This is a genomic window from Neomegalonema sp., from assembly GCF_028688855.1.
Lineage (GTDB): Bacteria > Pseudomonadota > Alphaproteobacteria > Rhodobacterales > Rhodobacteraceae > Neomegalonema.
This window is the reverse complement of the sequence record NZ_JAQTXI010000012.1, coordinates 86,805-112,239: the sequence shown is the minus strand read 5'-3', so window position 1 is coordinate 112,239 and position 25,435 is coordinate 86,805. Positions and strand designations below refer to the sequence as shown.

20 protein-coding genes and 1 tRNA gene are annotated in these 25,435 nt (G+C 68.9%); 10 read left to right on the top strand and 11 right to left on the bottom strand.

What is annotated here, in order from left to right:
* The first annotated feature begins 415 nt into the window (after nt 1-415).
* Both PHN62_RS10835 and PHN62_RS10830 read left to right on the top strand, forming a co-directional pair.
* Nucleotides 416-1,888 (top strand): efflux RND transporter periplasmic adaptor subunit, encoded by a 1,473-nt coding sequence (locus tag PHN62_RS10835; RefSeq protein WP_300150275.1) that lies wholly within the window; start codon nt 416-418, stop codon nt 1,886-1,888.
* On the top strand, nt 1,885-5,577 hold the full coding sequence (locus PHN62_RS10830) for an efflux RND transporter permease subunit (RefSeq protein ID WP_300150272.1): 3,693 nt from the start codon (nt 1,885-1,887) through the stop codon (nt 5,575-5,577). The genes PHN62_RS10835 and PHN62_RS10830 overlap by 4 nt, the downstream gene beginning before the upstream one ends.
* 66 nt (nt 5,578-5,643) lie before the next feature.
* Here the strand turns inward: PHN62_RS10830 and PHN62_RS10825 are convergent, their stop codons facing one another.
* Nucleotides 5,644-7,470: an SLC13 family permease gene (locus PHN62_RS10825; RefSeq protein WP_300150270.1), complete on the bottom strand. Its 1,827-nt coding sequence runs from the start codon at nt 7,468-7,470 to the stop codon at nt 5,644-5,646.
* 209 nt (nt 7,471-7,679) lie between these two features.
* Between PHN62_RS10825 and PHN62_RS10820 the strand changes: the two genes are divergently transcribed.
* Nucleotides 7,680-8,102, top strand: coding sequence for a hypothetical protein (locus PHN62_RS10820; RefSeq protein ID WP_300150267.1), 423 nt, complete (start codon nt 7,680-7,682; stop codon nt 8,100-8,102).
* Nucleotides 8,103-8,318: 216 nt separating this feature from the next.
* On the opposite strand, the gene PHN62_RS10815 is transcribed toward PHN62_RS10820, so the two are convergent.
* Both PHN62_RS10815 and PHN62_RS10810 read right to left on the bottom strand, forming a co-directional pair.
* Nucleotides 8,319-8,409, bottom strand: a tRNA-Ser gene (locus PHN62_RS10815).
* 35 nt (nt 8,410-8,444) lie between these two features.
* On the bottom strand, nt 8,445-8,963 hold the full coding sequence (locus PHN62_RS10810) for a nucleoside deaminase (protein WP_300150264.1): 519 nt from the start codon (nt 8,961-8,963) through the stop codon (nt 8,445-8,447).
* 53 nt (nt 8,964-9,016) lie between these two features.
* Here PHN62_RS10810 and PHN62_RS10805 point away from each other — a divergent pair, with 53 nt between their 5' ends.
* The 3 genes from PHN62_RS10805 to PHN62_RS10795 all read left to right on the top strand — a co-directional run bounded on the left by PHN62_RS10805 (nt 9,017) and on the right by PHN62_RS10795 (nt 11,605).
* Entirely contained in the window at nt 9,017-10,015 is a 999-nt protein-coding gene (locus PHN62_RS10805; RefSeq protein WP_300150262.1) for a pseudouridine synthase, read from the top strand.
* Entirely contained in the window at nt 10,012-11,160 is a 1,149-nt protein-coding gene (locus PHN62_RS10800; RefSeq protein ID WP_300150259.1) for an aminodeoxychorismate synthase component I, read from the top strand. Before PHN62_RS10805 ends, PHN62_RS10800 begins: the two co-directional genes overlap by 4 nt.
* 172 nt (nt 11,161-11,332) lie before the next feature.
* Complete coding sequence (locus PHN62_RS10795) at nt 11,333-11,605, top strand: hypothetical protein (RefSeq protein WP_300150257.1); 273 nt, start codon at nt 11,333-11,335, stop codon at nt 11,603-11,605.
* A 45-nt stretch (nt 11,606-11,650) separates the two neighbouring features.
* Here PHN62_RS10795 and lpdA read toward each other — a convergent pair whose 3' ends face one another.
* Genes lpdA through PHN62_RS10775 form a run of 4 tightly spaced genes read right to left on the bottom strand, consistent with a single transcriptional unit; the run spans nt 11,651 to nt 16,616 of the window.
* On the bottom strand, nt 11,651-13,048 hold the full coding sequence (gene lpdA / locus PHN62_RS10790) for a dihydrolipoyl dehydrogenase (protein ID WP_300150254.1): 1,398 nt from the start codon (nt 13,046-13,048) through the stop codon (nt 11,651-11,653).
* Nucleotide 13,049: 1 nt separating this feature from the next.
* Nucleotides 13,050-14,360: a dihydrolipoamide acetyltransferase family protein gene (locus tag PHN62_RS10785; protein ID WP_300150247.1), complete on the bottom strand. Its 1,311-nt coding sequence runs from the start codon at nt 14,358-14,360 to the stop codon at nt 13,050-13,052.
* Between the two features lies 1 nt (nt 14,361).
* The gene (locus tag PHN62_RS10780; RefSeq protein WP_300150244.1) at nt 14,362-15,375 is read right to left on the bottom strand and encodes an alpha-ketoacid dehydrogenase subunit beta; all 1,014 of its coding nucleotides are present in this window, start codon (nt 15,373-15,375) and stop codon (nt 14,362-14,364) included.
* 2 nt (nt 15,376-15,377) lie between these two features.
* Entirely contained in the window at nt 15,378-16,616 is a 1,239-nt protein-coding gene (locus PHN62_RS10775; RefSeq protein WP_300150242.1) for a thiamine pyrophosphate-dependent enzyme, read from the bottom strand.
* 195 nt (nt 16,617-16,811) lie between these two features.
* Between PHN62_RS10775 and PHN62_RS10770 the strand changes: the two genes are divergently transcribed.
* The 4 genes from PHN62_RS10770 (at nt 16,812) to PHN62_RS10755 (ending at nt 20,993) form a co-directional block, all read left to right on the top strand.
* Nucleotides 16,812-17,579, top strand: coding sequence for an SDR family NAD(P)-dependent oxidoreductase (locus PHN62_RS10770; RefSeq protein WP_300150239.1), 768 nt, complete (start codon nt 16,812-16,814; stop codon nt 17,577-17,579).
* Nucleotides 17,580-17,606: 27 nt separating this feature from the next.
* Nucleotides 17,607-18,797, top strand: coding sequence for an acetyl-CoA C-acyltransferase (locus PHN62_RS10765; protein ID WP_300150236.1), 1,191 nt, complete (start codon nt 17,607-17,609; stop codon nt 18,795-18,797).
* Nucleotides 18,798-18,807: 10 nt separating this feature from the next.
* Nucleotides 18,808-19,935, top strand: coding sequence for an acyl-CoA dehydrogenase family protein (locus tag PHN62_RS10760; protein WP_300150234.1), 1,128 nt, complete (start codon nt 18,808-18,810; stop codon nt 19,933-19,935).
* Between the two features lie 98 nt (nt 19,936-20,033).
* Nucleotides 20,034-20,993 (top strand): aldo/keto reductase, encoded by a 960-nt coding sequence (locus PHN62_RS10755; RefSeq protein WP_300150231.1) that lies wholly within the window; start codon nt 20,034-20,036, stop codon nt 20,991-20,993.
* 137 nt (nt 20,994-21,130) lie between these two features.
* Here the strand turns inward: PHN62_RS10755 and PHN62_RS10750 are convergent, their stop codons facing one another.
* From PHN62_RS10750 to PHN62_RS10735, 4 genes are read right to left on the bottom strand one after another with little or no spacing between them, the layout of a single operon-like run.
* Nucleotides 21,131-22,561, bottom strand: a complete 1,431-nt coding sequence (locus PHN62_RS10750) for a gamma-aminobutyraldehyde dehydrogenase (RefSeq protein ID WP_300150327.1) — start codon at nt 22,559-22,561, stop codon at nt 21,131-21,133.
* A 26-nt stretch (nt 22,562-22,587) separates the two neighbouring features.
* On the bottom strand, nt 22,588-23,406 hold the full coding sequence (locus PHN62_RS10745) for an ABC transporter permease (RefSeq protein ID WP_300150228.1): 819 nt from the start codon (nt 23,404-23,406) through the stop codon (nt 22,588-22,590).
* The gene (locus PHN62_RS10740) at nt 23,396-24,343 is read right to left on the bottom strand and encodes an ABC transporter permease (RefSeq protein ID WP_300150225.1); all 948 of its coding nucleotides are present in this window, start codon (nt 24,341-24,343) and stop codon (nt 23,396-23,398) included. Before PHN62_RS10740 ends, PHN62_RS10745 begins: the two co-directional genes overlap by 11 nt.
* The gene (locus tag PHN62_RS10735) at nt 24,340-25,377 is read right to left on the bottom strand and encodes an ABC transporter ATP-binding protein (RefSeq protein WP_300150222.1); all 1,038 of its coding nucleotides are present in this window, start codon (nt 25,375-25,377) and stop codon (nt 24,340-24,342) included. The genes PHN62_RS10740 and PHN62_RS10735 overlap by 4 nt, the downstream gene beginning before the upstream one ends.
* Nucleotides 25,378-25,435 lie beyond the last annotated feature (58 nt).

The following is a 25,435-nucleotide window of genomic DNA, read 5'->3' as shown; positions in this document are numbered from 1 at the left end:
GGGCGCCCGGACGGCCCTCCCCGTCGAGAGCCTGTCGTGGGCCTGTCGCGGGATTGCGCCCGACCCCATCCGGAATCGCGGGAAGGGACGGAAATCCGCCGGATTCTCCGCTCTGGTCCAGTTTGGCCGCCGAGGCGTCTGAAAAACCGCCGGAGCCCGCGAAAGGCCGCCTCCGGAGGGATGTGGCCCCATGGAAACAAAACGCGATTCCGGCGGAAATCTCCGCTGTCGCGCGCTTCACATGAACTTTCCGGCCTCTATATAGCGTCGAAATCTTCCCGACGAGGAGGCGTGGCGATTTTCGTCCGCGAGCCTCGCGTCATCGCGCTTCAGCCTGCGGCGATCCGGCCCTTGCCGACCCCGCCTCGCCCGATCTCTGGACGCCCTGAACGACGGCTGCGAACGCGGAGGCTTCATGTTCGCCCAACTCATCAAGATCGCCCTGGCGGCGGTCATCAGCTTCCTCGCCGTCTGGTGGGCCACCGACGGCCAGCCCGGACGCATGGCCGAAGTCGTCCGGGAAGCCGGAGACTACGCCGCCGAGTCCAAGGCCGAACGCGTCGCCAACCGCCAGGCCGGCGCCGAGCTTTCCGCCGAAACCATCTCGCGCGCCGCCTCCGAGGCCCTGCTCAAGGCCGAAGCGGCCTCGAAGGCCGCCGAAGAAGGCCTGGCCCTCGCGCGGGCCGCGGTGCGGTCGGAGCCCACGCCGGCCAATCTCGCCGCTCTGGCCGCGGCCGCCGGAGCCGCCCGCAAGGCCGCCGAGGAAACCGCCGCCACCCTCGACCGCATCCAGAGCGCCGCCGCCGCCATGGCCGCCGTGAATCCCGAGGTGGCCGCCCTCGCGCGCGCCGCCGGTCTGGAGACCCTCGCGGGCGCGACCCATCAGAACGCGCCGCGCGGCCCGACGCCCGTGGTGGCGATCTCGCCCAAGGCCGAGCAGGTGGCGCGCTCGGTCGCGCTGACCGGCCGCACCGAGGCCCTCCGCCGCATCGAGCTGCGCGCCGAGACCTCGGGCCGCGTGACCGCCTCGCCGGTGCGTCAGGGCCAGAGGGTCGCCGCCGGAGACCTCGTCTGCCGCATCGAGCCGGGCGACCGTCCCGCGCGGCGGATCCAGGCCGAAGCCAATCTGCGCCAGGCCCAGGCGAGCTTCGACAGCATGAACCAGCTCGCGCAACGCGGCTTCGCGGCGCGCAACCGCGTGCTGGAGAGTCAGGCGGGGGTGGAATCCGCCCGCGCCGCCCTGCGCCAGATCGACGAGGAGATGGGCCGCCTCGATCTGCGCGCGCCTTCGGCGGGTCTGGTGGACCAGGCGCCCGCCGAACAGGGCTCCATCCTGAGCGCGGGGGGGCTCTGCGCGACTCTCGTGGATCTGAATCCGATCCGCGCGGTGGGCTTCGTGCGCGAAGGCGAGGTGTCTTCGCTGCGGGTGGGCGCGAAGGCGAGCATCGTGCTGGCGGGGGGCAGGCGCGTCGAGGGCGTGATCCGCTACGTGGCGGGCGCCGCCGACGCCGCCACCCGCACCTTCGAGGTGGCCGCCGAATTCCCCAATCCCGATTTCAGCGTCCGCGACGGCCTGACCGCCGAGATCTCGATTCCGCTCGGGGCGGCGAGCGGCTTCAAGCTGCCGCAATCGGCGCTCACTCTGGATTCGGCGGGCAGGATCGGCGTGATGATCGTCCGGGAGGGCGCGGCGCGCTTCACGCCCGTGACCATCCTGCGCGACAACGCCGAAGGCGTCTGGGTGGAGGGGCTGCCCGCTTCTCCGCAGGTGATCACGGTGGGTCAGAATTTCATCAGTTCGGGCGCGCCGGTGACCGCCGTCACGCCCGAGGAGGCCAGAGCCCAGGGAATCGACCTTGAGGCCGTCGCCGGAGGAGCTTCCAGATGAAGGCGCTCATCGACGCCGCCCTGGATCGGGCGCGCATGATGGCGGTGGTGATCCTGCTGAGCACCATCGTGGGCGTGGTCTCCTATTTCTCCCTGCCCAAGGAGGGCAATCCGAACATCGAGATTCCCATCGTCTACGTCTCCATTCCCTATCCGGGCGTGACGGCGCTGGACGCGGAGCGGCTGCTCGTGCGGCCGCTGGAGACCAAGCTCCGCTCGATGCAGGGCCTGAGCAAGCTCAACTCGACCGCCGCCGAGGGCTACGCCAACGTGGTGCTCGAATTCGAGATCGGGCTCGACATGAAGACCGTCCTCGCCGACGTGCGCGAGGAGGTCAACAAGGCCAAGGCGAGCTTCCCCGAAGGCGCCAAGGAGCCCACCGTCTCCGAGGTGAACTTCAGCGACTTCCCGGTTCTGGTGCTCTCGCTCTTCGGCGACGCCCCGGAGCGCGCGCTCTTCCGCATCGCCTCCGAGCTTCAGGACGTGGTCGAGGCCGTGCCCCAGGTCCTGGAGGCGACGGTGGTCGGCAAGCGCGACGAGATGCTGGAGGTGCTGATCGATCCGGTGAAGCTCGAAGCCTACAACATCACGGCCTACGAGCTTCTGAACATCGTCAACAACAACAACCAGATCGTGGCGGCGGGCGCCATCGAGGCCCCGAGCGGCTCCTTTTCGGTGAAGCTGCCCGGCGCCTTCGAGACCCCCCAGGACGTCTACGGCCTGCCGATCAAGGTCAACGGCGACCGGGTGGTGACGCTCGGCGAGGTGGCCGAGCTGCGCAGCGGCTTCCAGGACCGCTCGACCCTCGCCCGCTACAACGGCGAATCCTCGGTCAGCCTCCAGATCAAGAAGCGCCCCGGCGAGAACATCATCGACACCGTGAAGGCCGTGCGCGCCGCCGTCGACAAGGCGACCGCCGCCTGGCCTCCGGCGCTCAGGCAGACCGTGCGCGCCGAATTCTCGCAGGATCAGGGCGCCCAGATCCAGATCATGGTCTATCAGCTCGAAGGCACGGTGCTGGTGGCGGTGTTCCTGGTGATCGTCACCATGGTGGCCTCGATGGGCTTCAATCCGGCGGTGCTGGTGGGTCTGTCGATTCCGATCTCCTTCTTCCTGACCTTCGCCTTCATGTCGGCTCTGGGGATGGAGGTGAACAGCATGGTGATGTTCGGCCTCCTGCTGTCGGTGGGGCTGGTGGTGGACGGCGCGACCATCGTCGCCGAATACGCCGACCTCGAGATGGCCAAGGGCGCCGAGCCCGTCGAAGCCTTCCGCGAGGCCGCCCACCGCATGGTCTGGCCGGTGATCTCCTCCACCGCCACGACGCTCTGCGCCTTCATGCCGCTGCTGTTCTGGCCGGGCATCGCGGGGCAGTTCATGGGCTATCTGCCCCTGACGGTGTTCTTCGTGCTGGCCGCCTCGCTGGTCGTGGCGATGATCTACATCCCGGTGATCGGCGCGAACATGCAGAAGGCCACGCGGGCCGTCTCGCGCTTCGGGCGCTGGCTGGTGGGGCGCTTCACGCTCGTCGGGGCGGCCATGCTGAGCGCGGCGCTTCTGGCGGCCTCCGGCGCGCTCTTCCTGCGGCTCGGCTCGGCCGCGAGCCTTCAGGCGGCGATCGCGCTGGGGATCGGCTTCGCGGTGTGCGCCTTCTTCTCCGCGCTGCTGCTGAGCGCGCTGCTCGGGGGCCTGCGCCGCCGCAAGGACGACGCCCCGCCCCTGGAGGCCCCCAGAGAGCGCCGCAGCCTCTTCGCCTGGTTCACCTGGCTGATCGCGGGGAATCCGGTGATGCCTCTGGTGGTGATCGGGGCGGCGGTCTTCTCGCTGATCTCGATCATCCAGCATTTCGGCGAGAACAACTACGGCATGGAGTTCTTCGTCGAGACCGACGCCGAAATGGCGATGGTCCATGTTCTGGCGCGCGGCAACCTCTCGCTGGAGGAGAAGGACGCCCTCGTCCGCCGCGTCGAGGCGCGGGTGCAGGGCTTCCGCGAGATCCAGTCGATCTTCACCAGCGTGGGCGGCGGCGGCGGGGGGAGCGGCTTCGGCGGCTCGACTCCGGCGGACGCCATCGGCACCATTCAGGTCGAGATGCGCCCCGCCGAAGAGAAATGGGAGGGTCGGCGCACCGGCAATCAGGTGCTCGACGAGATCCGCCAGCGCACCGCCGACATGCCCGGCCTGCGCGTCGAGGTGACGGCCCAGGAGGGCGGCCCCTCCCAGGGCAAGCCGGTTCAGATCGAGATCTCGGGCCAGAACCTCGACGACATGATGGCCAGCGCCCGCCGGGTGCGCGAGCATCTCGAAAACGAGGTGAGCGGGCTTCAGGAGGTGGACGACACGCTGCCGCTTCCGGGCGTGGTCTGGCGCCTCGACGTGGATCGCGCGGCGGCGGGGCGTTTCGGCGCCGACGTGGCCAGCGTGGGGGCGCTGGTGCAGCTGGTGACGCGCGGCGCCCTGATCGGCGTCTACCGGCCCGAGCACGCCGACGAGGAGGTGGAGATCCGCGCCCGCTTCCCGGAATCCGCCCGCGACGTGGACACTCTGGACGACCTGCGCCTGCGCACGGCGACGGGGCTTCAACCGCTCTCGAACTTCGTGACCCGCAGCCCCGAGCCGCGGCTTTCGGAGGTCTCGCGCCGCGACGGCCAGCGCATCTTCACGGTGCGGGCGGGCGTGGCGCCGGGCGTCAACGCGAACGAGAAGATCGCCGAGATCCAGCAATGGATGACCGATTCCTCTCCGCTGTCTCCGGGCGTGTCCTTCGCCTTCCGCGGCGACCAGGAGGAGCAGGCCGACACCATCACCTTCCTCATCAGCGCCTTCGGCATCGCGCTGGGCATGATGTTCATGATCCTGCTGGCGCAGTTCAACAGCCTCTACAACACGATGGTGGTGCTCTCGGCGGTGATCTTCTCGGTGGGCGGCGTGCTGCTCGGGATGATGATCATGGGACAGCCCTTCTCCATCATCATGTCGGGGCTGGGCATGGTGGCTCTGGCGGGGGTGGTGGTCGGCAACAACATCGTGCTGATCGACACCTATCAGCAGCTCGAAAAGGAGATGCCCCGCGTCGAGGCCATCGTGGAGACGGCGTCGCAGCGCCTGCGCCCGGTGTTCCTGACCACCATCACCACCCTGACCGGCCTTCTGCCCAACATGTTCGCGGTGTCCTTCGACTTCCGCGCCAAGACGCTGTCGGTGGGCGATCCCTCTTCGCTGATGTGGGTGCAGCTCTCGACGGCGATGGTCTTCGGGCTCGCCTTCGCGACCGTGCTGACTCTGGTGGTGACGCCCGCGCTTCTGGCGGCGCGGGTCTGGTGGGGCGGACATGTGCCGCGCTTCCTCGGGCGCGTCTGGACGCGGGCGCGGGCTCTGGCGACGGAAGGTCCGCGCGGACCCCACATGCAGGAAGTCGCCCTGCGCCGCCGCCTGGCTGAGTTCAAGGGGCCGCTGATCTGGGAGGCCGCGCCGGGACTCGCCGCCGCAGGAGCCGCGACGAGCGCGCCTGCGCCCGCCGCCCCGCCCCCTGCTCCGCCGACGGCCCTCAGCCGACCCGTCGTTCCGGGAGCCCCCGTCCCGCTCCAGAAGGAAGCCCCGGAGCCTCCGGAGCAGGAGCCCTCCGGAGAGACGGAGGCGGAGGTCTACGGGCCCCCTCCCCCGCCGTCATGGACCCGCGCCGCCGAGTGAGGCGCGTCTTCTCCGGAATCTGCGCGGCGCGGCTTCTCCCCGGAGGAGCCGCGTCTCCTCACGCCCTCAGAAGGGCAGGACCACCGGCACCAGCGCCACGCAAAGGACCATGACCAGCAGGGCCAGCGGCGCGCCGATCCTCACGAAATCCATGAATCCGTAATGTCCCGGCCCGACCACCAGCGTGTTGACCGGCGAGGAGACCGGCGTGACGAAGGCCGCCGAAGCCGCCAGAGCCACCGTCATGGCGAAGGGGTGAGGCGAGGCCTCCAGGGCGGTCGCGACGCTCAGGGCCACCGGCGCCATGAGCACCGCGGTCGCCGTGTTCGAGATGAACAGCCCCAGCAGCGCCGTCACGAGGAAGATGGCCGCGAGGATCGCCCTCGGCCCGGCCGTCCCCGCGAGATCGAGCAGGGCGCCCGCCGCCAGATCCACGCCGCCGGTGCGTTGCAGCGCGAGCGAAAAGGGCAGCATCCCCACGATCAGCACGAGGCTCTTCCAGTGGATCGCCCGATAGGCGCTCTGGAAATCGACGCAGCCGAAGGCCCCCATGAGCAGGGCCGCGATCAGCGCCGCCATGACGTTGGGCGTCAGGCCCGAGACCATCAGGCCCACCATCGTCGCCAGAGCCAGAAGCGCGTAGGGCGCCTTTTCGGGCGCCGAGAGGGCGTCCTCGCTCTCGCGCGGCAGGCCCAGCGCGACGACGTCTCCGGCCTCGCCCTGAAGACGCCTGACGTCGCGCCAGGAGCCGATGACCAGCAGCGTGTCGCCCAGCTCCAGAGGCGTGCGGACGACCCCGCCCGCCATGGGCTTGCGGCCCCGCTTGAGCCCGATCACGGAAAGTCCGTGACGGGTGCGGAACTTCGCCTCCACCAGCGTCTTGCCGATCAGGTCGGAGGAGGCGGGGATCATCAGCTCCGCCATGCCGATGCGCTGGGCGTAATCGGTGTAATAGGCCTCCGAGAGCGGCAGATGCTCCAGCCCGTAGCGGGCGGTCAGAGCGTCGATCTCCGCCGGGGATTCGGAGAGGTCGAGCAGGAGCACGTCCTCCGCCGCGAGGGTCGTGCGGGCGTGCGGCTGGATCAGGCGGCGCGAGAAACCCTGACGGCGCTCGACGGCGAGGATGTTGGCGCCGTCGGCGCCGCGCAGGTCGAGTTCGTCGAGGGTCCGCCCGACCAGAGGCGAATCCGGACGCAGCCTCAGGCGGTGATCGCGCCCGGCGAGGGCGTAATCCTTGATCCAGGTGGCGAAGCGCGGCCGCGCGAGATCGTCGGCCACCACCGTCTCCGCCGAGAGGAAGCGCCGCGCGAAGAGCATGTAGATCACCGCGCAGACCAGGATCGGCAGGCCGAAAGGGGCGAAGCTGAAGAACTGGAAGCCCTCGAAGCCGCGCCGTTCGAGCTCGCCATGGACCACGAGATTGGGCGCCGTGGCCACCAGGGTCATCATGCCCGAGATGAGCGCCGCCACCGAGAGCGGCATCATGAGCCTTCCGGCGCTGAATCCGGTGCGTCGGGCGATGCGCAGCGCGATGGGGATGAAGATCGCCACCACGCCGGTGGAGCTCATCACCGAGCCCACCGCCGCCACCGCGATCATCAGGAAGACGATCAGGCGGGCTTCGCTCTGTCCGGCCCTGGCGGCGAGCCAGTCGCCGAGCTTCTGGGCGACTCCCGTGCGCGCGAGCCCCTCGCCGACCACGAAGAGCACGGCGATGAGCACCACATTGGGGTCTCCGAAGCCCGCCAGAGCCTCTTCCGCGCTGACGACGCCGCTCAGCGTGAGGGCGAGGATCATCAGCAGGCCGACGGCGTCCATGCGCGGCCGGTCGAGCACGAACATGAGGATCGCCGCGCCGAGCAGCGCCAGCACCATCGTCAGATCGGAATTCATCGCGCTTCCTTGTCGCCGGGCGTCGAGCCGCGAGGGAGTCGGGGGAGTCGGGGCGGGTTTAGCGCGCGGAGCGCGGTCGGGGAACGGGTTTCCGGACGGCTCCCGCGTCCTTGTGGAGGGGGGCGGCGACGCCTCGCCTTGACGCCGACGGGGGGATCGGAGATCGTTTCCGCCTGATCCCGAATTTCGGGCTTCTGGAGAGACGCGCCATGACTTCACCTCCTCCCGGACGCCGCCGACCGGCCCGCGCCTTCGCCGCGCCGGGCCTGACGCTCTGTCTTCTCGCGCTGTTGAGCGCCTGCGGCGGCGCCTCCGCGCGCAAGAACCCGGATTTCTTCACGGCTCGAAGCTCCGGGTCGACGCTGACCGGCGTCTACAATCCTGCGGGCTTCACCTCCGAGGAGGTGCGGGAGCTGCTGAAGGGCGGCTGCGCCGAAGAGCGTCTCGCCAGTTATGCGGAGGCTCCCGGCTCGGGCGTCGCCTCCTTCACGGCCGTCTGCGACGGCGAAGCGGCGTTCGGGAACGGCCATATGCAGTTCGAGCGCAGAGCGGAGGGCGGGATCCTCGTCGAGCAGATGGGCTCCGGCGCAGACGGCCGCCTGACGACGCGGCCGCCGAGAGTCCATCCGTGATCCGCCGCTGATCTCGCGCGAAGACGGGAGGGCCGCTCGTACGGGGCGGCTTTCCGCATCTGGGGCGGTCGGAGGCCGCGGGCCTGCGCGGGGCCTTTTCCGATTCCCTCTTGCGACGAATCCCCCGGCGATCCCCCGCCAGACGGGAGGAGCCGACGGAATCCACGACGGGCGACGACCTGCGCCGCGCCTCATCATCCAGCGATTTCAGGAAGATGGCGGAGAGGATGGGATTCGAACCCACGAGGCGCTTTTGACGCCTACTCCCTTAGCAGGGGAGCCCCTTCGGCCACTCGGGCACCTCTCCGGCGGCGGCATCTATGTCTTCTTTCGGGCGGCGGGTCAAGCGCGACGGACGCCCGAAGACGCGCTCTTCGGGAGAGGCGCGGCCTTTTCCTCACGCAGGCCCGCGAAGAACCCCCGCAGGATCTCCAGAGACTCCCCCGCCGCGATCCCTCCATAGACCTCCGGACGCCAGAGCCCCGCGCGTCGGAAGACCTCCGGACCATGGGCCACGCCCCCGCCCTTGGGATCCTCCGCGCCGTAATAGACCCGCCCGATCCGCGCATGGGCGATGGCGCCCGCGCACATCGGACAAGGCTCCAGAGTCGCCCAGAGGTCCAGCCCGTCGAGCCGGTCGCGCCCCAGAGCCGCGCAGGCCGCCCGGATCGCCAGGATCTCGGCGTGGGCGGTGGGGTCGTGGAGCCGACGCATCGCGTTGCCCGCCCGCGCGAGCACCTCGCCGCTGCGGGGATCCACCACCAGAGCCCCCACAGGCGCTTCGCCCCGCGCGGCGGCGGCGCGGGCCTCCTCCAGAGCGGCGGGCATGTGGCTGCGGAATCGCGTCATGGCGCGGAGCATAAGACTCAGCCGCCCCCTCGCCAAGCGCCCGCGCTGCGGCTATGGTCGCGCGCATGAACACAACGCCCGACTCCCGCCCCCCATCCCCGGATTCCGAAGCCGCCCCCTCCACGGAGGGCGAGCGCATCGCCAAACGCCTCGCGCGGGCGGGAATCGCCTCGCGCCGAGAGGCCGAGCGGCTCATCATGGAGGGCCGCGTCACGGTGAACGGCGAAAGGCTCGCCTCGCCCGCCTGCGTGGTCACGCTGAAGGACCTCGTCACGGTGGACGGCGTCGCCGTGGGCGCCCCCGAGCCCGCCCAGCTCTGGCGATTCCACAAGCCGCGCGGCGTGGTCACCTCCACCAAGGACGAGGCCGGACGCCCCACCATCTACGACGTCCTGCCGCCGAATCTGCGCCGGCTCATGCCGGTGGGACGCCTCGACCTCAGCTCCGAAGGGCTGCTCCTGCTGACCAACGACGGCGAGCTGAAACGCCGCCTCGAACTGCCCGCCACGGCCTCTCTGCGGCGCTATCGGGTGCGGGCGCACGGCGTCCCCACCGAACGCCAGCTGCGCCCGCTCATGCAGGGAATCGAGGTCGAGGGCGTGCGCTATCAGCCGATGATCGTCGAGGCGGAGCGTCAGACGGGCGCGAACGTCTGGCTGAACATCGGCATCCGCGAGGGCAAGAACCGCGAGATCCGCCGCGCTCTGGAGGCCGTCGGGCTGATGGTCAACCGCCTGATCCGCATCGGATACGGCCCCTTCACCCTCGACGACCTGCCCGAAGGCGCCGTCGAGCGCATCAGCTCGGGGCTGCTCAAGAAGCATTTCTCCATCGGCGGCGTCCCCGAGGGCTGGGCCAGGGCCGGAGGCGGCGTGCTCAAGCCCAGGCCCCTCCCCGCCCTCCCGAAGCCTGGCGCGGCCCCCTCCCCGATCCATTCGCCGGGCGCCCCCGCAAGAAGCGCTCCGGCGGGGGCTCTCAAGAGCAAGCCGAAGGGCCGGACTCCCACGCGCCGGGACGGGCCTCCCCAGAGCCAGCCTCCGCGCCGTCCCGGAGGGCGCGCTTGAAGGAAGCCTTCGTCCTTCTGGACGACGGAGACCCCGAGCGTCGCCGACTCTACCGGAATCCCGAGCGGATCATCCTCGCGCGGCGGCCTTCGACGGTCCCGCGCGCGCTGAAGGCCATGCGGGAGGCTCTGGAGGCCGGATTCCACCTCGCGGGCTACGCCTCCTACGAGCTCGGCCTTCTGCTGGAGCCGCGCCTCTCCGCCCTTGCGCCGGAACGCCCCGCCGCGCCCTATCTGGCCTTCGGCGCCTTCCGCGCGCCCGAGTTTCAGGAAGGCCCGCCGCCCGAGCCTCGGGGGCCCGCCGGAGTCCTTGCGGCGCGGACGCTGCGCTCCCGGGCGGATTACGCGCGGGGATTCGCCAGGGTTCAGGATTATCTTCGCGCGGGCGACGCCTATCAGATCAATCTGACCTTCCCGCTGCGGGTGAAGACCCATGGGACGCCCCAAGATCTGCACGCCGCGATTCGCGGGCGTCAGAAAGGCGCGCGCTTCGGGGGAATCTGCGCTCTGGGCTGGCCGGTCGCGGTTTCATGGTCGCCGGAAAGCTTCTACCGCATCGATTCCCGAGGCCTGATCCGCGCCCGCCCGATGAAGGGCACCGTCCGGCGCGGCGCCTCGCCGGAGGAGGACGCCGCCCTCGCCGCCTGGCTCAGGGCCGATCCGAAATCGCGGGCCGAGAATCTCATGATCGTGGATCTCCTCCGCAACGACATCGGGCGCCTGAGCCGGATCGGGACGGTGCATGTCCCGGAATTGTTCAGCGTCGAGACCTATCCCACGCTCCACACCATGACTTCCGAGATTCAGGGCGAGATCCTGAACCCCCGCGATCCTCAGGCGGTCTTCGGAGCGCTGTTCCCCTGCGGCTCGATCACCGGGGCGCCCAAGATCCGGGCCATGGAGATCATCCATGAGGTCGAGGGCCGCCCGCGCGGGATCTATTGCGGGGCCATGGGCTGGATGGGGCCTGACGGCGCGGCGGGCTTCAACGTGGCGATCCGGACGCTCGCGCTGGGGCAGACCGGCGCGGGGACCTTCGGCGTGGGCGGCGGAATCCTCGTCGATTCCGACATGGAGGCCGAATATGACGAGGCCTTGCTGAAAGCCCGCTTCCTGCTCGGCGAAATCCCGCTGAAAGGGATCTGAAGGCGACCGCTTACCTGACGTTCAGGAAATTGACCCCGATTTCAACCATGAGCGTTCGCCGTTCTGAAAGATCCGGAATCTAGCCTGAGCGGAAACGTCGTCTCTCCGGGCGGCGCGCATGGCGCGCTTTTCGCATGGCCCGGAGGAAACGCACGCTTGTGGGGGACTATCCATGACGTCGAAATTCCGCGCGGGAGCGATTCCGCTCGCCTGCTTCTTCTTCGCTCTGGCGGCTTCGGGCTGCGCCCATCGTCCGGACGTCGCGAGCCAGCCGCGTCCGGCGCAATATGCGCACATGACCTGCGGCCAGCTCAGCGCCGAGGAGATGAGCCTTCGCGTGCGGCTCTCCTCCGCCGAGGCCGACCGCTCCGCCCTCGAGGATCAGCGCACCGCGCTGCATCGGGCCTACAGCTACAATCAGTGCTACCTCTACGCCTCCTTGTGAGGCGTCTTCCCCGCGCCGCCCGGAAAGGAGGCGCGGGGCCGATGCTCAGACATGCAGCGCCTTGCCGAGCGCCCTGAGGGCGGCTTCCGGCACGGCCTCGCCCATGGTGGGATGCGCATGGATCGTCGCCGCGAGGTCTTCGAGCCGCGCCCCCATCTCCAGAGCCAGCCCGAAGCCCGAAGCCAGCTCCGAGACTCCCGCGCCCACCGCCTGAATCCCGAGGATCAGGTGATTATCCGCGCGGGCCACCACCCGGACGAAGCCCTCTTCGGATTGCAGCGTCATGGCGCGGCCGTTGGCGGCGAAGGGGAAGAGCGCCGTCTTGATCTCGCGGCCCGAGGCCCTGGCCTCCTCCGGCCCGAGGCCCACGCTGACGATCTCGGGGTCCGTGAAGCAGACCGCCGGAATCGCCTGCTTGTCCCAGGCCCGCTTGTGGCCCGCGACGATCTCCGCGACCATCTCGCCCTGAGCCATGGCCCGATGCGCGAGCATGGGCTCGCCCGTGGCGTCGCCGATGGCGTAGACGCCGCGCATGGCCGTGCGGCACCGATCATCAACGCGGATGTGGCGGCCCTCCATGTCGATGGCCAGCTCCTCCAGGCCAAGGCCCTCGAAATTGGGCTTGCGCCCCACCGCCACGAGGATCCTGTCGGCGGGCAGGCTGCGGGCCGTCTCCTCGCTCTCGACGCGCAGGGAGGCGCCGTCCGGCGAGAGCCCCAGCGCCTTGGTGGAGGTCAGCACCTCCACCCCGAGCCGCGCGAGCCGTCGCGCCACCGGCGCCGAAAGCTCGGCGTCGTAGAGCGGCAGGATGCGCGGCGCGGCCTCGACCACCGTGACCTGAGAGCCGAGCTTCGCATAGGCGGTGCCCAGCTCCAGCCCGATATAGCCGCCGCCCACCACCACCAGCCTTTCAGGCGGCTCGGAGAGCTTCAGCGCCTCCTTGGAGGAGATGATCCGCTCGCCGAAAGGCAGGCTCGGGATCTCGACCGGAACCGAGCCCGTGGCGATCACGATGTTCTCGGCGTGGATCTCCTGTTCGCCCATGTCGGTCGCGACGATCACCGTCTCGCCGTTCTCGAAGCGGGCCGTCCCGGAGACGTATTTGACTCCGGCCTTCTTCATCAGCCCGGTGACGCCTCCGGTCAGACGGGCGACGATCCCATCCTTCCATTCGACGGTCTTCGCCAGATTCAGCACCGGCGCCGAAGCCGAGATTCCCAGAGGGTTGTTCGCCTCGGCCGCCGCCTTGGCCGCCTCGAAGACTTCGGCGGCGTGGATCAGCGCCTTGGAGGGGATGCAGCCGATGTTGAGGCAGGTGCCTCCGGGACGCAGGGCCTCGACGACCACCGTGTCGATCCCGAGCTGACCCGCGCGAATCGCGCAGACATAGCCGCCCGGACCCGCGCCGATCACCAGAAGCTTGCAGGACATGGGTTTGAGCATCTCAGGCCTCCATGAAGAGCAGGGCCGGAGTCTCCAGCAGCGCGCGGAGGCGCTGCACGAAGGTCGCGGCGTCCCAGCCGTCGATCACGCGATGATCGAAGCTGGAGGAGAGATTCATGATCTTGCGCGGCGCGAAGGCCGAGCCGTTCCAGACCGGGCGCACGGCCATCTTGTTCACCCCGATGATCGCCACCTCGGGATGATTGATCACCGGCGTGCTGACGATCCCGCCCAGGGCCCCCAGAGAACTGATGGTGATGGTGGAGCCGGAGAGCTCTTCGCGGGTGGCGGTTCCGGCCTTTGCGGCCTCCGCGACGCGGTTCATCTCCACGGCGCAGTCCCAGAGGTCGCGCGCCTCGGCGTGACGCACCACCGGAACCACCAGCCCCGCCGGAGTCTGGGCCGCGATTCCGATATGGACTCCGCCATGACGCCGGACGATCCCCGCTTCATCGTCGAAGATCGCGTTGAGCTGCGGCTGATCGGCGATGGCCCTGACCATGGCCCGCATGAGGAAGGGAATGACGGTCAGCTTGGGCCGATCCGGGCCTTTCGTGCGGTTGAGGCTCTCGCGCAGCTCCTCGAGGGCGGTGACGTCCACCTCCTCGACATAGGTGATGTGCGGGATGCGCGATTTGGAGAGCGCCATCTTCTCGGCGATCTTGCGGCGCAGGCCGATGACCTTGACCTCTTCGACCGCCGTGTTCGCGACCAGACGCGAACCGCCGCCTTCGGGTTCTCCGGCGCCGGAGAGCCAGGCTTCGAGGTCTTCATGCGTGATGCGCCCCGCAGGCCCGGTTCCCCGGATGCGGCGCAGATCCGCCCCCGCCTCGCGCGCCTTCAGACGCACCGCCGGAGAAGCCAGAGGCTTTTCTCCCGGCGGACGCGGCGGGCCGCTGGTCCGCAGGCCCGGAGTGGGGCGGCTTGCGGCGGCGGCCTTGGGTTTTTCGGCCCTGGGCGCGGGTTGTTCAGGCGCGGCGGCCTTGGGCGCAGGTTTGGGCGCCTCGGCTTTCGGCGGCTCCTTGCGCGGCGCGACGGGCGCGGCGCCTCCGGCGGCGACGTTGCCTTCGCCCGCCACCTCCAGACGGATCAGCGGGCCGCCGATGGCGATCTTGTCGCCCACCTCGGCCCCGAGCCACAGCACCTTTCCGGCGATGGGAGACGGGATCTCCACGGTGGCCTTGTCGGTCATCACCGAAGCGAGGATCATGTCCTCGCGCACGAGATCGCCCGGCTTCACATGCCACTCGACGAGCTCGGCCTCGGCGATGCCTTCGCCCACATCGGGCGTCTTGATGAGATGCTCGCCCATGTCAGCCCTCCATCGTTTCGAGCATCGCCTGACCCACGCGGGCCGGGCCGGGGAAATAGGCCCATTCCTGCGCATGGGGATAAGGCGTGTCCCAACCCGCCACGCGGCGGATGGGCGCCTCCAGCCGATAGAAGCAATGCTGCGCCACCAGAGCCGCCAGCTCTCCGCCGAAGCCGGAGGTGAGCGTGGCCTCATGGAGGATCACGCAGCGCCCGGTCTTGTTCACCGACTCCACGATGGCGTCGAGATCCAGAGGCAGAAGCGTCCGCAGATCGAGGATCTCGGCGTCCACGCCGGTCTCCGCCGCGGCGGCGAGCGCCACATGGACCATCGTGCCATAGGTCAGCAGGGTGAGGCCCGAGCCCTCGCGGACCTTCGCCGCCTTGCCGAGCGGAATGGCGTAGCGCCCCGCCGGAACCTCGCCCGCGTCATGTTTGGACCAGGGCGTGACGGGGCGGTCGTGATGCCCGTCGAAGGGGCCGTTATACAGGCGCTTGGGCTCCATGAAGATCACCGGATCGGGGTCTTCGATGGCCGAGATCAGCAGCCCCTTGGCGTCGTAGGGATTGGAGGGGATCACCACCTTCAGTCCCGAGACATGCGTGAACAGGGCCTCGGGACTCTGGCTGTGGGTCTGGCCGCCGAAGATGCCGCCGCCCGTGGGCATGCGGATCGTGATCGGACAGGTGAAGTCGCCGTTGGAGCGATAGCGGATGCGCGCCGCCTCCTGCGTGATCTGGTCATAGGCCGGATACATGTAGTCGGCGAACTGGATCTCGACGCAGGGCCGCAGGCCGTTGGCCGCCATGCCGATGGCCGCCCCCACGATGCCCGATTCGCTGATCGGCGCGTCAAAGCAGCGGTCGCGCCCGTATTTCTCCTGCAAGCCCTGGGTGGCCCGGAAGACGCCGCCGAAATAGCCGACGTCCTCGCCGAAGACCACCACGCTCGGATCCTGCCCCATGGAGACGTCCATCGCGTCCCGCACGGCTTCGATCATGGTCATGCGCGCCATGGTCAGACCCCCGCTTCCTGCCGCTGACGCCGCAGATGCGGCGGCATTTCGGCGTAAACCCCTTCGAACATGTCGCGCGAGGAGGGGCGATCCCCGGAATGCAGCGTGCCGAGGCTTTCGGCCTCCTTCTGGGCGCTCATCACCTCGTCCATGGTCTCGGCGGCGAGCTGCACATGGCGCTCTTCGCTCCAGAGGCCCTTGGCGATGAGGTGGTTCTTCAGCCGGATCACCGGATCGCCGAGCGGCCAGGCGTCGGATTCGCCCTTGGGCCGATAGGCCGAAGGATCATCCGAGGTGGAATGGGCGCCCGCGCGATAGGTCACATGCTCGATGAGCGTCGGGCCGAGATTGCGCCGCGCCCGCTCCACCGCCCATGAGGCCACCGCATGCACCGCGAGATAGTCGTTGCCGTCCACCCGCAGCGAGGGGATGCCGAAGCCGAGGCCTCGCGCCGCGAAGGTGCCCGCTCCGCCGCGGGCCACGCCCTGGAAGGTCGAGATGGCCCATTGGTTGTTGACCACGTTGAGGATCACCGGCGCCTTGTAGGTCGAGGCGAAGACGAGCCCGGCGTGGAAGTCGGATTCGGCGGTCGAGCCGTCGCCGATCCAGGCGGCGGCGATCTTGTCGTCCTTCTTGATCGCCGAGGCCATGGCCCAGCCCACCGCCTGAGGATATTGCGTCGCGAGATTGCCCGAGATGGTGAAGAAGCCGTTCTCGCGGGTCGAATACATGATGGGCAGCTGGCGGCCCTTCAGGGGATCGCCCGCATTGGAGTAGATCTGGTTCATCATCGTCACGAGGGGATAATCCCCCGCGATGAGCAGCCCGGCCTGACGATAGGTCGGGAAGTTCATGTCTCCCGGCCCGAGCGCCTTGCGGAAGGCGCAGGCGATGGCCTCCTCGCCGAGATTCTGGATGTAGAAGGAGGTCTTGCCCTGACGCTGCGCGATGACCATCCGCGAGTCGAAGGCCCGCAGGAGCAGCATGTGGCGCAACCCGGCCTTGAGCTGCTCGTCGGTCAGAGACCCCGCCCAGGGCCCGACGGCCTCGCCCTCTCGGTTCAGCACCCGGATGATGGTGAAGGCCAGCTTGCGGATGTCCTCGGCCCTGGCGTCGGGCTCGGGACGGGGCGCTTCTCCGGCGCGCGGAATCACGACGTTGGAGAAATCCGGCGAGCCGCCGGGCCGAACCTCGGGTTCAGGCACATGCAGGCTCAGGGACGAGCGGTGAAGCTCGGACATGGCGTTTCTTCCCCTTTGCAGCGGCCGCGCTTGATCGGCGGCTCTCCTCATGGAGAAGGAGCCTAGAGCAATCTTCAGGGCCTGGGAAGCGTCGCCCGGCGGGTGGAAACGGAGCCGTTGCGCGGCTTTGGCGGGCTTCCTATGCTGCGGGAAAGAATCTTTCGAAATCACAGGAACTCCACGGGGGGAAGACGCATGGAGATCTCGGGACGCGGCGTGATCGTGACGGGCGGAGCTTCGGGCCTCGGCGCGGCTACTGCGAAAGGATTGGTCGAGGCCGGGGCCCGCGTGCTGCTCGCCGACATGGATTCCGCGCGCGGCGAGGCCAGGGCCGCCGAACTCGGGGCGGGGACGCTCTTCCGCAGGACCGACGTGACCAGAGCCGAAGAGGCCGCCGCCGCCGTCGAGGCCGCGAAGGAGGCTTTCGGCGGGCTCTGGGGCCTCGTGAACTGCGCGGGCGTGGCGCCGAGCGAGCGCGTCCTCGGCAAGACCGGGCCTCATGGTCTGGAGAGCTTTGCGCGGGCGATCTCGATCAATCTGATCGGCAGCTTCAACATGCTGCGGCTCGCCGCCGAGGCCATGAACGCCAACGAGCCCACCGCCGAAGGCGAGCGCGGCGTGATCGTCAATACGGCCTCCATCGCGGCTTATGACGGCCAGATCGGCCAGGCGGCCTATGCGGCTTCGAAAGGCGGCGTGGTGGGCCTGACCCTTCCGGCGGCGCGCGAGTTGGCGCGCTTCGGAATCCGGGTCGTCTCCATCGCGCCGGGCATCTTCGAGACGCCCATGCTCGCGGGATTGCCGCCCGCCGCTCAGGAGGCTCTGAACGGCACGGTGCCCTTCCCGGCCCGGCTCGGCAGACCCGCCGAATACGCCGCCCTCGCCTTGCACATCTTCGCCAATCCCTATCTCAACGGCGAGACGATCCGCATCGACGGCGCCTTGCGCATGGCCCCGAAATAACGCCGAAATCATAAGGAGGGTGAAGAGATGCCTCATTCAGACCCCATCGTCGTCGTGGGCATGGCGCGCACGCCCATGGGCGGATTCCTCGGCGACTTCAAGGACGTCACGGCGGCGCACCTGGGCGCGGCCTCCATCCGCGCCGCCGTCGAGCGCGCCGGGCTGACGCCCGAAACCATCGAGGAAGTGGTCTTCGGCTGCGTGCTGCCCGCCGGACAGGGCCAGGCTCCGGCGCGTCAGGCGGCCCTGGGCGCAGGGCTTCCGCTCGGGGCGGGCGCCACCACGGTCAACAAGATGTGCGGCTCGGGCATGAAGGCGGCGATGCTGGCTCATGATCTGATCCTCGCGGGCTCGGCTTCGGCGATCGTGGCGGGCGGCATGGAGAGCATGTCCAACGCCCCCTATCTGCTCGACCGCGCGCGGACGGGCTATCGCATGGGCCATGGCCGCACGCTCGACCACATGTTCCTCGACGGCCTCGAAGACGCCTATGACAAGGGCCGCCTCATGGGGACCTTCGCCGAGGATTGCGCCGGAGCCTTCGCCTTCACCCGTGAGGAGCAGGACGCCTTCGCCATCGCCTCCCTGGAGCGGGCGCAACAGGCCATGGCCTCGGGCGGCTTCGCCGAAGAGATCATCCCGGTCACGGTGAAATCCGGCAAGACGGAGCGCGTCGTCTCCGAGGACGAACAGCCGCCCAAGGCCCGCATCGACAAGATCCCGACCTTGCGCCCCGCCTTCCGCGAGGGCGGCACCGTGACGGCGGCGAATTCCTCCTCCATCTCCGACGGCGCGGCGGCTCTCGTGCTTATGCGCCGTTCCGAGGCCGAAAGGCGCGGCCTGACGCCTCTGGCGGTCATCCTCGGCCATGCGACCCACGCCCGCGCGCCGAAGGACTTCCCCACCGCCCCCATCGGCGCCGTCGAGGCTCTGCTCGGGAAGCTCGGCTGGACGCCGGAGACGCCGGACCTCTACGAGATCAACGAGGCCTTCGCCGTGGTGGCCATGGCCGCCATGAAGGCGCTGAACCTGCCGCACGAGAAGGTCAACGTGAACGGCGGCGCCTGCGCCCTGGGGCATCCCATCGGGGCTTCGGGCGCGCGCATCCTCGTGACGCTCATCGCGGCCCTGCGGAGTCGCGGACTGAAGCGCGGTCTGGCCACGCTCTGCATCGGCGGCGGCGAGGCCACGGCCATGGCCGTCGAACTCGCGGAATGAGGAGGCGCTCATGATTCCCAACGAAGAACAGGCCGCCATTCAGGAGGCCGCCCGAACCTTCGCTCAGGAGCGCCTCGCGCCCTTCGCCGAGGGCTGGGACCGCCGCCATGAATTCCCCGCCGAGGCTCTGCGCGAAATGGGCGCGCTCGGCTTTCTCGGGATGGTCGTCCCTGAGGAACATGGCGGCGTGGGCGCCGGGCAGATCGCCTACGCCATGGCGCTCGAAGAGATCGCGGCGGGCTGCGGCGCGGTCTCGACGATCATGTCTGTGCATAATTCGGTGGGCTGCGCGCCGATCCTGAAATTCGGGACCGACGGGCAGAAGCAACGCTTCCTGCCGAAGATGGCCTCGGGCGAATGGATCGGCGGCTTCGCCCTGACCGAGCCTCAGGCGGGCTCCGACGCCAGCGCGCTCAAGACCCGCGCCCGCCGCGAGGGCGATCATTACGTGCTGAACGGCGCCAAGCAGTTCATCACCTCGGGCAAGAACGGCCATGTGATCATCGCCTTCGCCGTGACCGATCCCGAGGCGGGCAAGAAGGGCCTCAGCGCCTTCATCGTCCCTACGGATTCCCCCGGCTACAAGGTGGTGCGCGTCGAGGAGAAGCTCGGACAGCACGCCTCCGACACCTGCCAACTGGCCTTCGAGGATCTGCGGCTTCCGGTCGAGAACCGCCTCGGCGAGGAGGGACGCGGCTACGCCATCGCGCTCTCCAATCTGGAGGGAGGCCGCATCGGCATAGCTTCGCAATCGGTGGGCATGGCCCGCGCGGCCTTCGAGGCCGCCCGCGACTACGCCCGCCAGCGCGTGACCTTCGGCAAGCCGATCATCGAGCATCAGGCGGTGGCCTTCCGGCTGGCCGACATGGCGACCCGCATCGAGGCCGGGCGTCAGATGGTCCTCCATGCGGCGGCTCTGCGCGAGGCGGGGGCGCCCTGCCTCAAGGAGGCGAGCATGGCCAAGCTCTTCGCCTCGGAGATGGCGGAGCGCGTCTGCTCCGACGCGATCCAGATTCACGGCGGCTACGGCTATCTCAAGGACTTCCCCGTCGAACGCATCTATCGCGACGTGCGGGTGTCGCAGATCTACGAAGGCGCCAGCGACATTCAAAGGCTCGTGATCGCCCGGGATTTGTGAACCGGAACGGATCGGCGGTCCGGTTTCGGCGCGGGCGCAGGCTTGCCGCCTGCGGCGGGGCGTGGTCGGATGCGGCCTCATTCGCAAGGAGACCCCGCATGACCTCCCCCCGCCCGCTCGGCCGCACGGGACTTGACATCCAACCGCTGATCTTCGGCGGCAACGTCTTCGGCTGGACCCTCGACGAAGCGCAGTCCTTCGCGATCCTCGACGCCTTCCTCGACCACGGCTTCGACGCCGTCGACACCGCCGACGTCTATTCCGTCTGGGTTCCCGGCAACCACAGCGAAAGCGAAAGGATCATCGGGCGCTGGATGAAGGCCCGCGGCGCGCGCGACAAGGTGAAGATCTTCACCAAGGTCGGCATGGAGCTGGGACCGGAGAAGAAAGGCCTCTCGGCGCGCTGGATCGCGCAGGCCGTCGAGGATTCGCTGAAGCGCCTCCAGACCGACCGCATCGACCTCTACCAGAGCCACACCCCCGACCCTGAGACGCCCCAGGAGGAGACCCTCCGCGCCTATGAGGACCTCGTCAGGGCGGGGAAGGTCCGGCATGTCGGCGCCTCGAACTTCGACGCCGCCCAGCTCGGCGAGGCGCTGAAGCTCCACGCCGACCAGGGCCTGCCGCGCTACGAGACCCTCCAGAACGAATACAACCTCCTCACCCGCCACAAGACCGAAGGCGCGGTTCAGGATCTCGCGGTCAGGGAGGGGATCGGCCTGATCCCCTTCTATGCGCTCTCGGCGGGCTTCCTGACCGGGAAATACCGCTCCGAGGCCGATTTCGGCAAAAGCCCGCGCGGCGCGGGCATGGCGCGCTTCCTCACGCCCAAGGGTCTGCGCGTGCTCGCGGCGATGGATGAAGTCGCGGCCTCGACGGGCGCGGCCCATTCCGAGATCGCCCTCGCCTGGCTGCTGAGCCGTCCCGGCGTGACGGCGCCCATCGCCTCGGCGACCTCCGTCGCGCAGCTGGAGAGCCTCGTGCGCGGCGTGCGGCTGAAGCTGTCCGAAGCCGATCTGGCGAAGCTCACGGCGGCGGGCGAAGAACCGGCCGCCTGAAACGACCGTCTGAAAACGGAAGGGGCGTCCCCTGAGGGCGCCCCTTTTCTTTCTTCTTGCTCCAGGCCGAATTCCGGAAAGCGCGCCAATTTCTCCGGGTTTCATGTCGGTTCCACGACACCCGGAGCGCAAGGGCTTCAGCCTCCGTGGTTGATCATCACATGACGCACGGCGGTGTAGTCCTCCAGCGCATAGACGGACATGTCCTTGCCGTAGCCCGACTGCTTCAGGCCGCCATGCGGCATCTCGTTGGTCAGCATGAAATGCGTGTTGATCCAGGTGCAGCCGTATTGCAGACGCGCCGCCGCCGCCATGGCCCGGCCCACGTCCCGCGTCCAGACGGAGGAGGCGAGGCCGTAATCGCTGTCGTTGGCCCAGGCCACGGCCTGATCGACCTCCGAGAAGCGCGTCACCGAGACCACCGGCCCGAAGACCTCGCGGCGCACGATCTCGTCCTGCTGCAGGGCGCCCGCCACCACGGTCGGCTGATAATAGAAGCCCGAGCCCGAACCCGGCTTGCCGCCCGCCGCGATCTCGATGTGCTTGAGCTCGGCGGCGCGCTCCACGAAGGAGGCCACCCGGTCGCGCTGACGCCGCGAGATCAGCGGCCCCATCTCGTTGAGGGAATCGTCGGCCTGATCGAAAGCGATGGTCGAGACCGCCGAGGAGAGGTCCGCCACCAGCTTTTCATAGACCTTCTCGCCCGCATAGATGCGGCAGGCGGCGGTGCAGTCCTGTCCGGCGTTGTAGAAGCCGAAGGCCCGCAGCCCGTTCACGACGAGCTCCAGATCCGCGTCGTCGAAGACGATGACCGGCGCCTTGCCGCCCAGCTCCAGATGGCTGCGCTTGATGGTCTTGGCGGCGGCCTGCAGCACCTTGCGGCCCGTGGCGATGTCGCCGGTGATCGAGACCATGCGCACGTCGGGATGATTGATCAGCGCGTCGCCGACCGTGTCGCCCCGCCCGAGCACCACATTGACCACGCCCTCCGGCAAGACCTCGGCGAGGATCTTGGCCAGCTTCAGCGCGGTCAGGGGCGTCTGCTCCGAGGGCTTGAAGATGACCGTGTTGCCCCCCGCCAGAGCCGGCGCCAGCTTCCACGCCATCATCATCAGCGGATAGTTCCACGGCGCGATGGAGGCCACCACCCCGATGGGATCGCGACGGATCATGCTGGTGTGGCCCGCGATGTATTCGCCCGCCGCCACGGCGGGCATGTTGCGGATCGCGCCCGCGAAGAAGCGGTAGCAATCGACGATGGCGGGGATCTCGTCGTTCAGGGCGGCCTTGATCGGCTTGCCGCAGTTCAGGGCTTCGAGGGCGGCGAAGCCTTCGGCCTCGGCCTCGATGCGCTCGGCGATCTTGAGGAGATAGCCCGAACGCTCCGCCGGAGTCGTCCGCGACCAGCTGGCGAAGGCCTTCGAGGCCGCCGCCGCCGCCGCGTCGATCTGCCCGCGCGAGGCCTCCGGGAGTTCGAGGATCGCCGCGCCCGTGCGCGGATTGAGGATGGTTTCGGGCGCTTCGGCGCCGGTCTCGAAGCGACCGCCGATCAGCATCTGGGCGTCCATGGCGTTTCTCCCGTTGGTTCTGGGCGTCATTTTCCGGCTCCGGCGGTCTGGTCGCCGTCGCGGGTGAGGTAATAGGCGAGCAGGATCGGCACGAAGGTCGCCAGAGCCACCACCATGGCCGCCACGTTGGTGACGGGGCGCTGGCGCGGACGCACAAGCTCCTCCAGCATCCAGATGGGCAGGGTCTGCTGCTGCCCGGCGGTGAAGGTGGTCACGATGACCTCGTCGAAGGAGAGCGCGAAGGCCAGCATCCCCCCCGCCAGAAGCGCCGTGCCGATGTTCGGCAGCACCACGTGGCGGAAGGCCTGGAAGCCGTCGGCCCCGAGATCGGCGGCGGCCTCCATCAGCGAGCCGTGCAGGCGCCGGAAGCGCGCCACCGCGTTGTTGTAGACCATCACCACGCAGAAGGTCGCATGGCCGATGATGAGCGTCCAGAAGGAGAAGGGGATCTCCGCCAGGCTGAAGGCCGAACGCAAGGCCACGCCCGTCACGATGCCCGGCAGGGCGATGGGCAGGATGATCAGCAGGGAGATGCTTTCGCGGCCGAAGAACTTCGTGCGGCTCATGGCCGCCGCGCAGAGCGTGCCGAGCAGCATCGCGAGCAGCGTGGCGAGGCTCGCCACCTTCAGCGAGAGGGTCAGCGCCTCCCAGAGATCGGCGCGTCCCCAGGCCACGCCGAACCATTTCAGCGTGAAGCCCGGCGGCGGCCATTGATAGCTCCGCTCCTCGGTGGTGAAGGCGTAGACGAAGATCAGCAGGATCGGCAGATGCAGGAAGGCCAAGCCCAGCCCCGCCGCGATCTTCAGACCCAGAGGCGCCCGCGCGCCCTCCTTGTCAGAGCGCATCGAAAGCCCCCTTGCGTTTGGCGAACCAGAGATAGACCCCCATGATGAGGATCGGCGCCACCGTGAAGGCCGCCGCCAGAGGAATGTTGCCCGCCGTGCCCTGATGGGCGTAGACGGCCTGTCCGATGAAGCGGCGCGAAGTCCCGACGATCTGCGGAATGATGTAGTCGCCCATCGTCAGCGAGAAGGTGAAGATCGACCCCGCGAGGACTCCCGGCAGGGCCAGCGGAAAGAGCACGTTCCAGAAGGTCTGGCGCGGCGTGGCCCCGAGATCGGCGGCGGCCTCGACCAGATTGCCCGGCACCCGCTCCAGAGAAGCCTGGATCGGCAGGATCATGTAGGGCAGCCAGACGTAGAGGAACACGAGGAAGGTGCCCGTATGGCTCACCGAGAGCGAGTTCCCCCCGACGATGGGAAGCGAAAGCCAGGCCTCGACCAGCCAGGTCAGATGCAGCTTGGCGAAGATCCAGTTGAGGATCCCCTCCCGCGCGAGGATCAGCTTCCAAGCGTAGACCTTCACCAGATAGCTCGACCAGAGCGGCAGCATCACCCCGAGATAGAAGACCGCCTTCCAGCGCCCTTTCGCATGGCGCGCGGCGAACCAGGCGATGGGAAAGGCCACCACCGCCGACCCGACCGTCACGAGGGCGGCCATGGCCACCGTGCGCAGGATGATGTCGAGATTGGCGGGCTTGAACAGCTCGGCGTAGGTCTTGAGCGTGAATTCGCGGTTGATGAGCCCGGAATATTCGTCGATCGAATAGAAGCTCTGGAGCAGCAGCGCGAAGAGCGAGCCCAGATAGATGATCCCCAGCCAGAGCAGCGGCGGCAGGAGCATCAGGAAGAGCGTCAGGCCCGGATTGCGCCAGAACCAGTCGCTGAGCGCCCCGCGCAGACCTCGCCCCGCCGGAGCTTGCGGCAGATCGGCGGCGGTCATGGGGCGTCCTCCATGAGGTGGATCGACTCGGGCGCGAAGGCCGCTTCGACCGCCTGGCCCGGAGCCAGTCCCGCAGCCGCCCCGGCCGGGACCACCGCATGCAGCCTCAGAGCTCCCTCCTCCGGGGCCATCTCCAGCCCGAGCCGGGTCGTCGCGCCGAGATAGCTCACGGAGGCGACCTGCGCCGGGCTTCCCTCGCCGGAGCCCGCAGGCCGCAGCGCGATCTGTTCGGGCCTCAGGCTGCCCCAGCGCCGCGCGCCGAGGCGCCTCTCCACGAAATCCGGCGGCAGGAGATTCGAGGAGCCGACGAAATCGGCCACGAAGCGCGTGCGCGGGCGGTTGTAGATCTCTTCGGGCGTGCCGATCTGGCGGATCTTGCCTTCGCTGAAGACCGCCACGCGGTCGGCCATGGACAGAGCCTCGCCCTGATCGTGGGTCACGAAGATGAAGGTCACCCCGAGGGATTTCTGGATGGTCTTCAGCTCCTCCTGCATCTGCTCGCGCAGCTTGAGGTCCAGAGCGCCGAGCGGCTCGTCGAGCAGCAGCACCTTCGGCTTGTTCACCAGAGCCCGCGCCAGAGCCACGCGTTGCCTCTGTCCGCCCGAAAGCTGACCCGGCTTGCGCGCCCCGTAGCCGGGGAGCTTCACCATCTCCAGAGCCTCGGCGGCGGCGCGGCGGCGCTCGGCGGCCTCGACGCCCCGCATCTTCAGCCCGAAGCCGACGTTCTCCAGAATGTCGAGATGGGGGAAGAGCGCGTAATCCTGAAACACCGTGTTCACGCTGCGCCGATAGGGCGGCAGATCCTCCACCTGCTCGCCGAAGAGCCGGATGTGGCCCGAACTCGGGCGCTCGAAGCCGGCGATCAGCCGGAGACAGGTCGTCTTGCCCGAGCCCGAAGGCCCCAGCATGGCGAAGAACTCGCCGGGGGCTATGGCGAGGTCCACCTCGTCCACCGCCCTGACCACGCCGTAATGACGCGAGACGGCTTCAAAGGACACGGCGGGCGGAAGGGCGGAAGATGCGGACGCGGTCATGCGGCCTCCTGCGTCGAGGGCGGGGGCGGGCGGCGGGCGCGAAAGGGAAAGGCGCGGC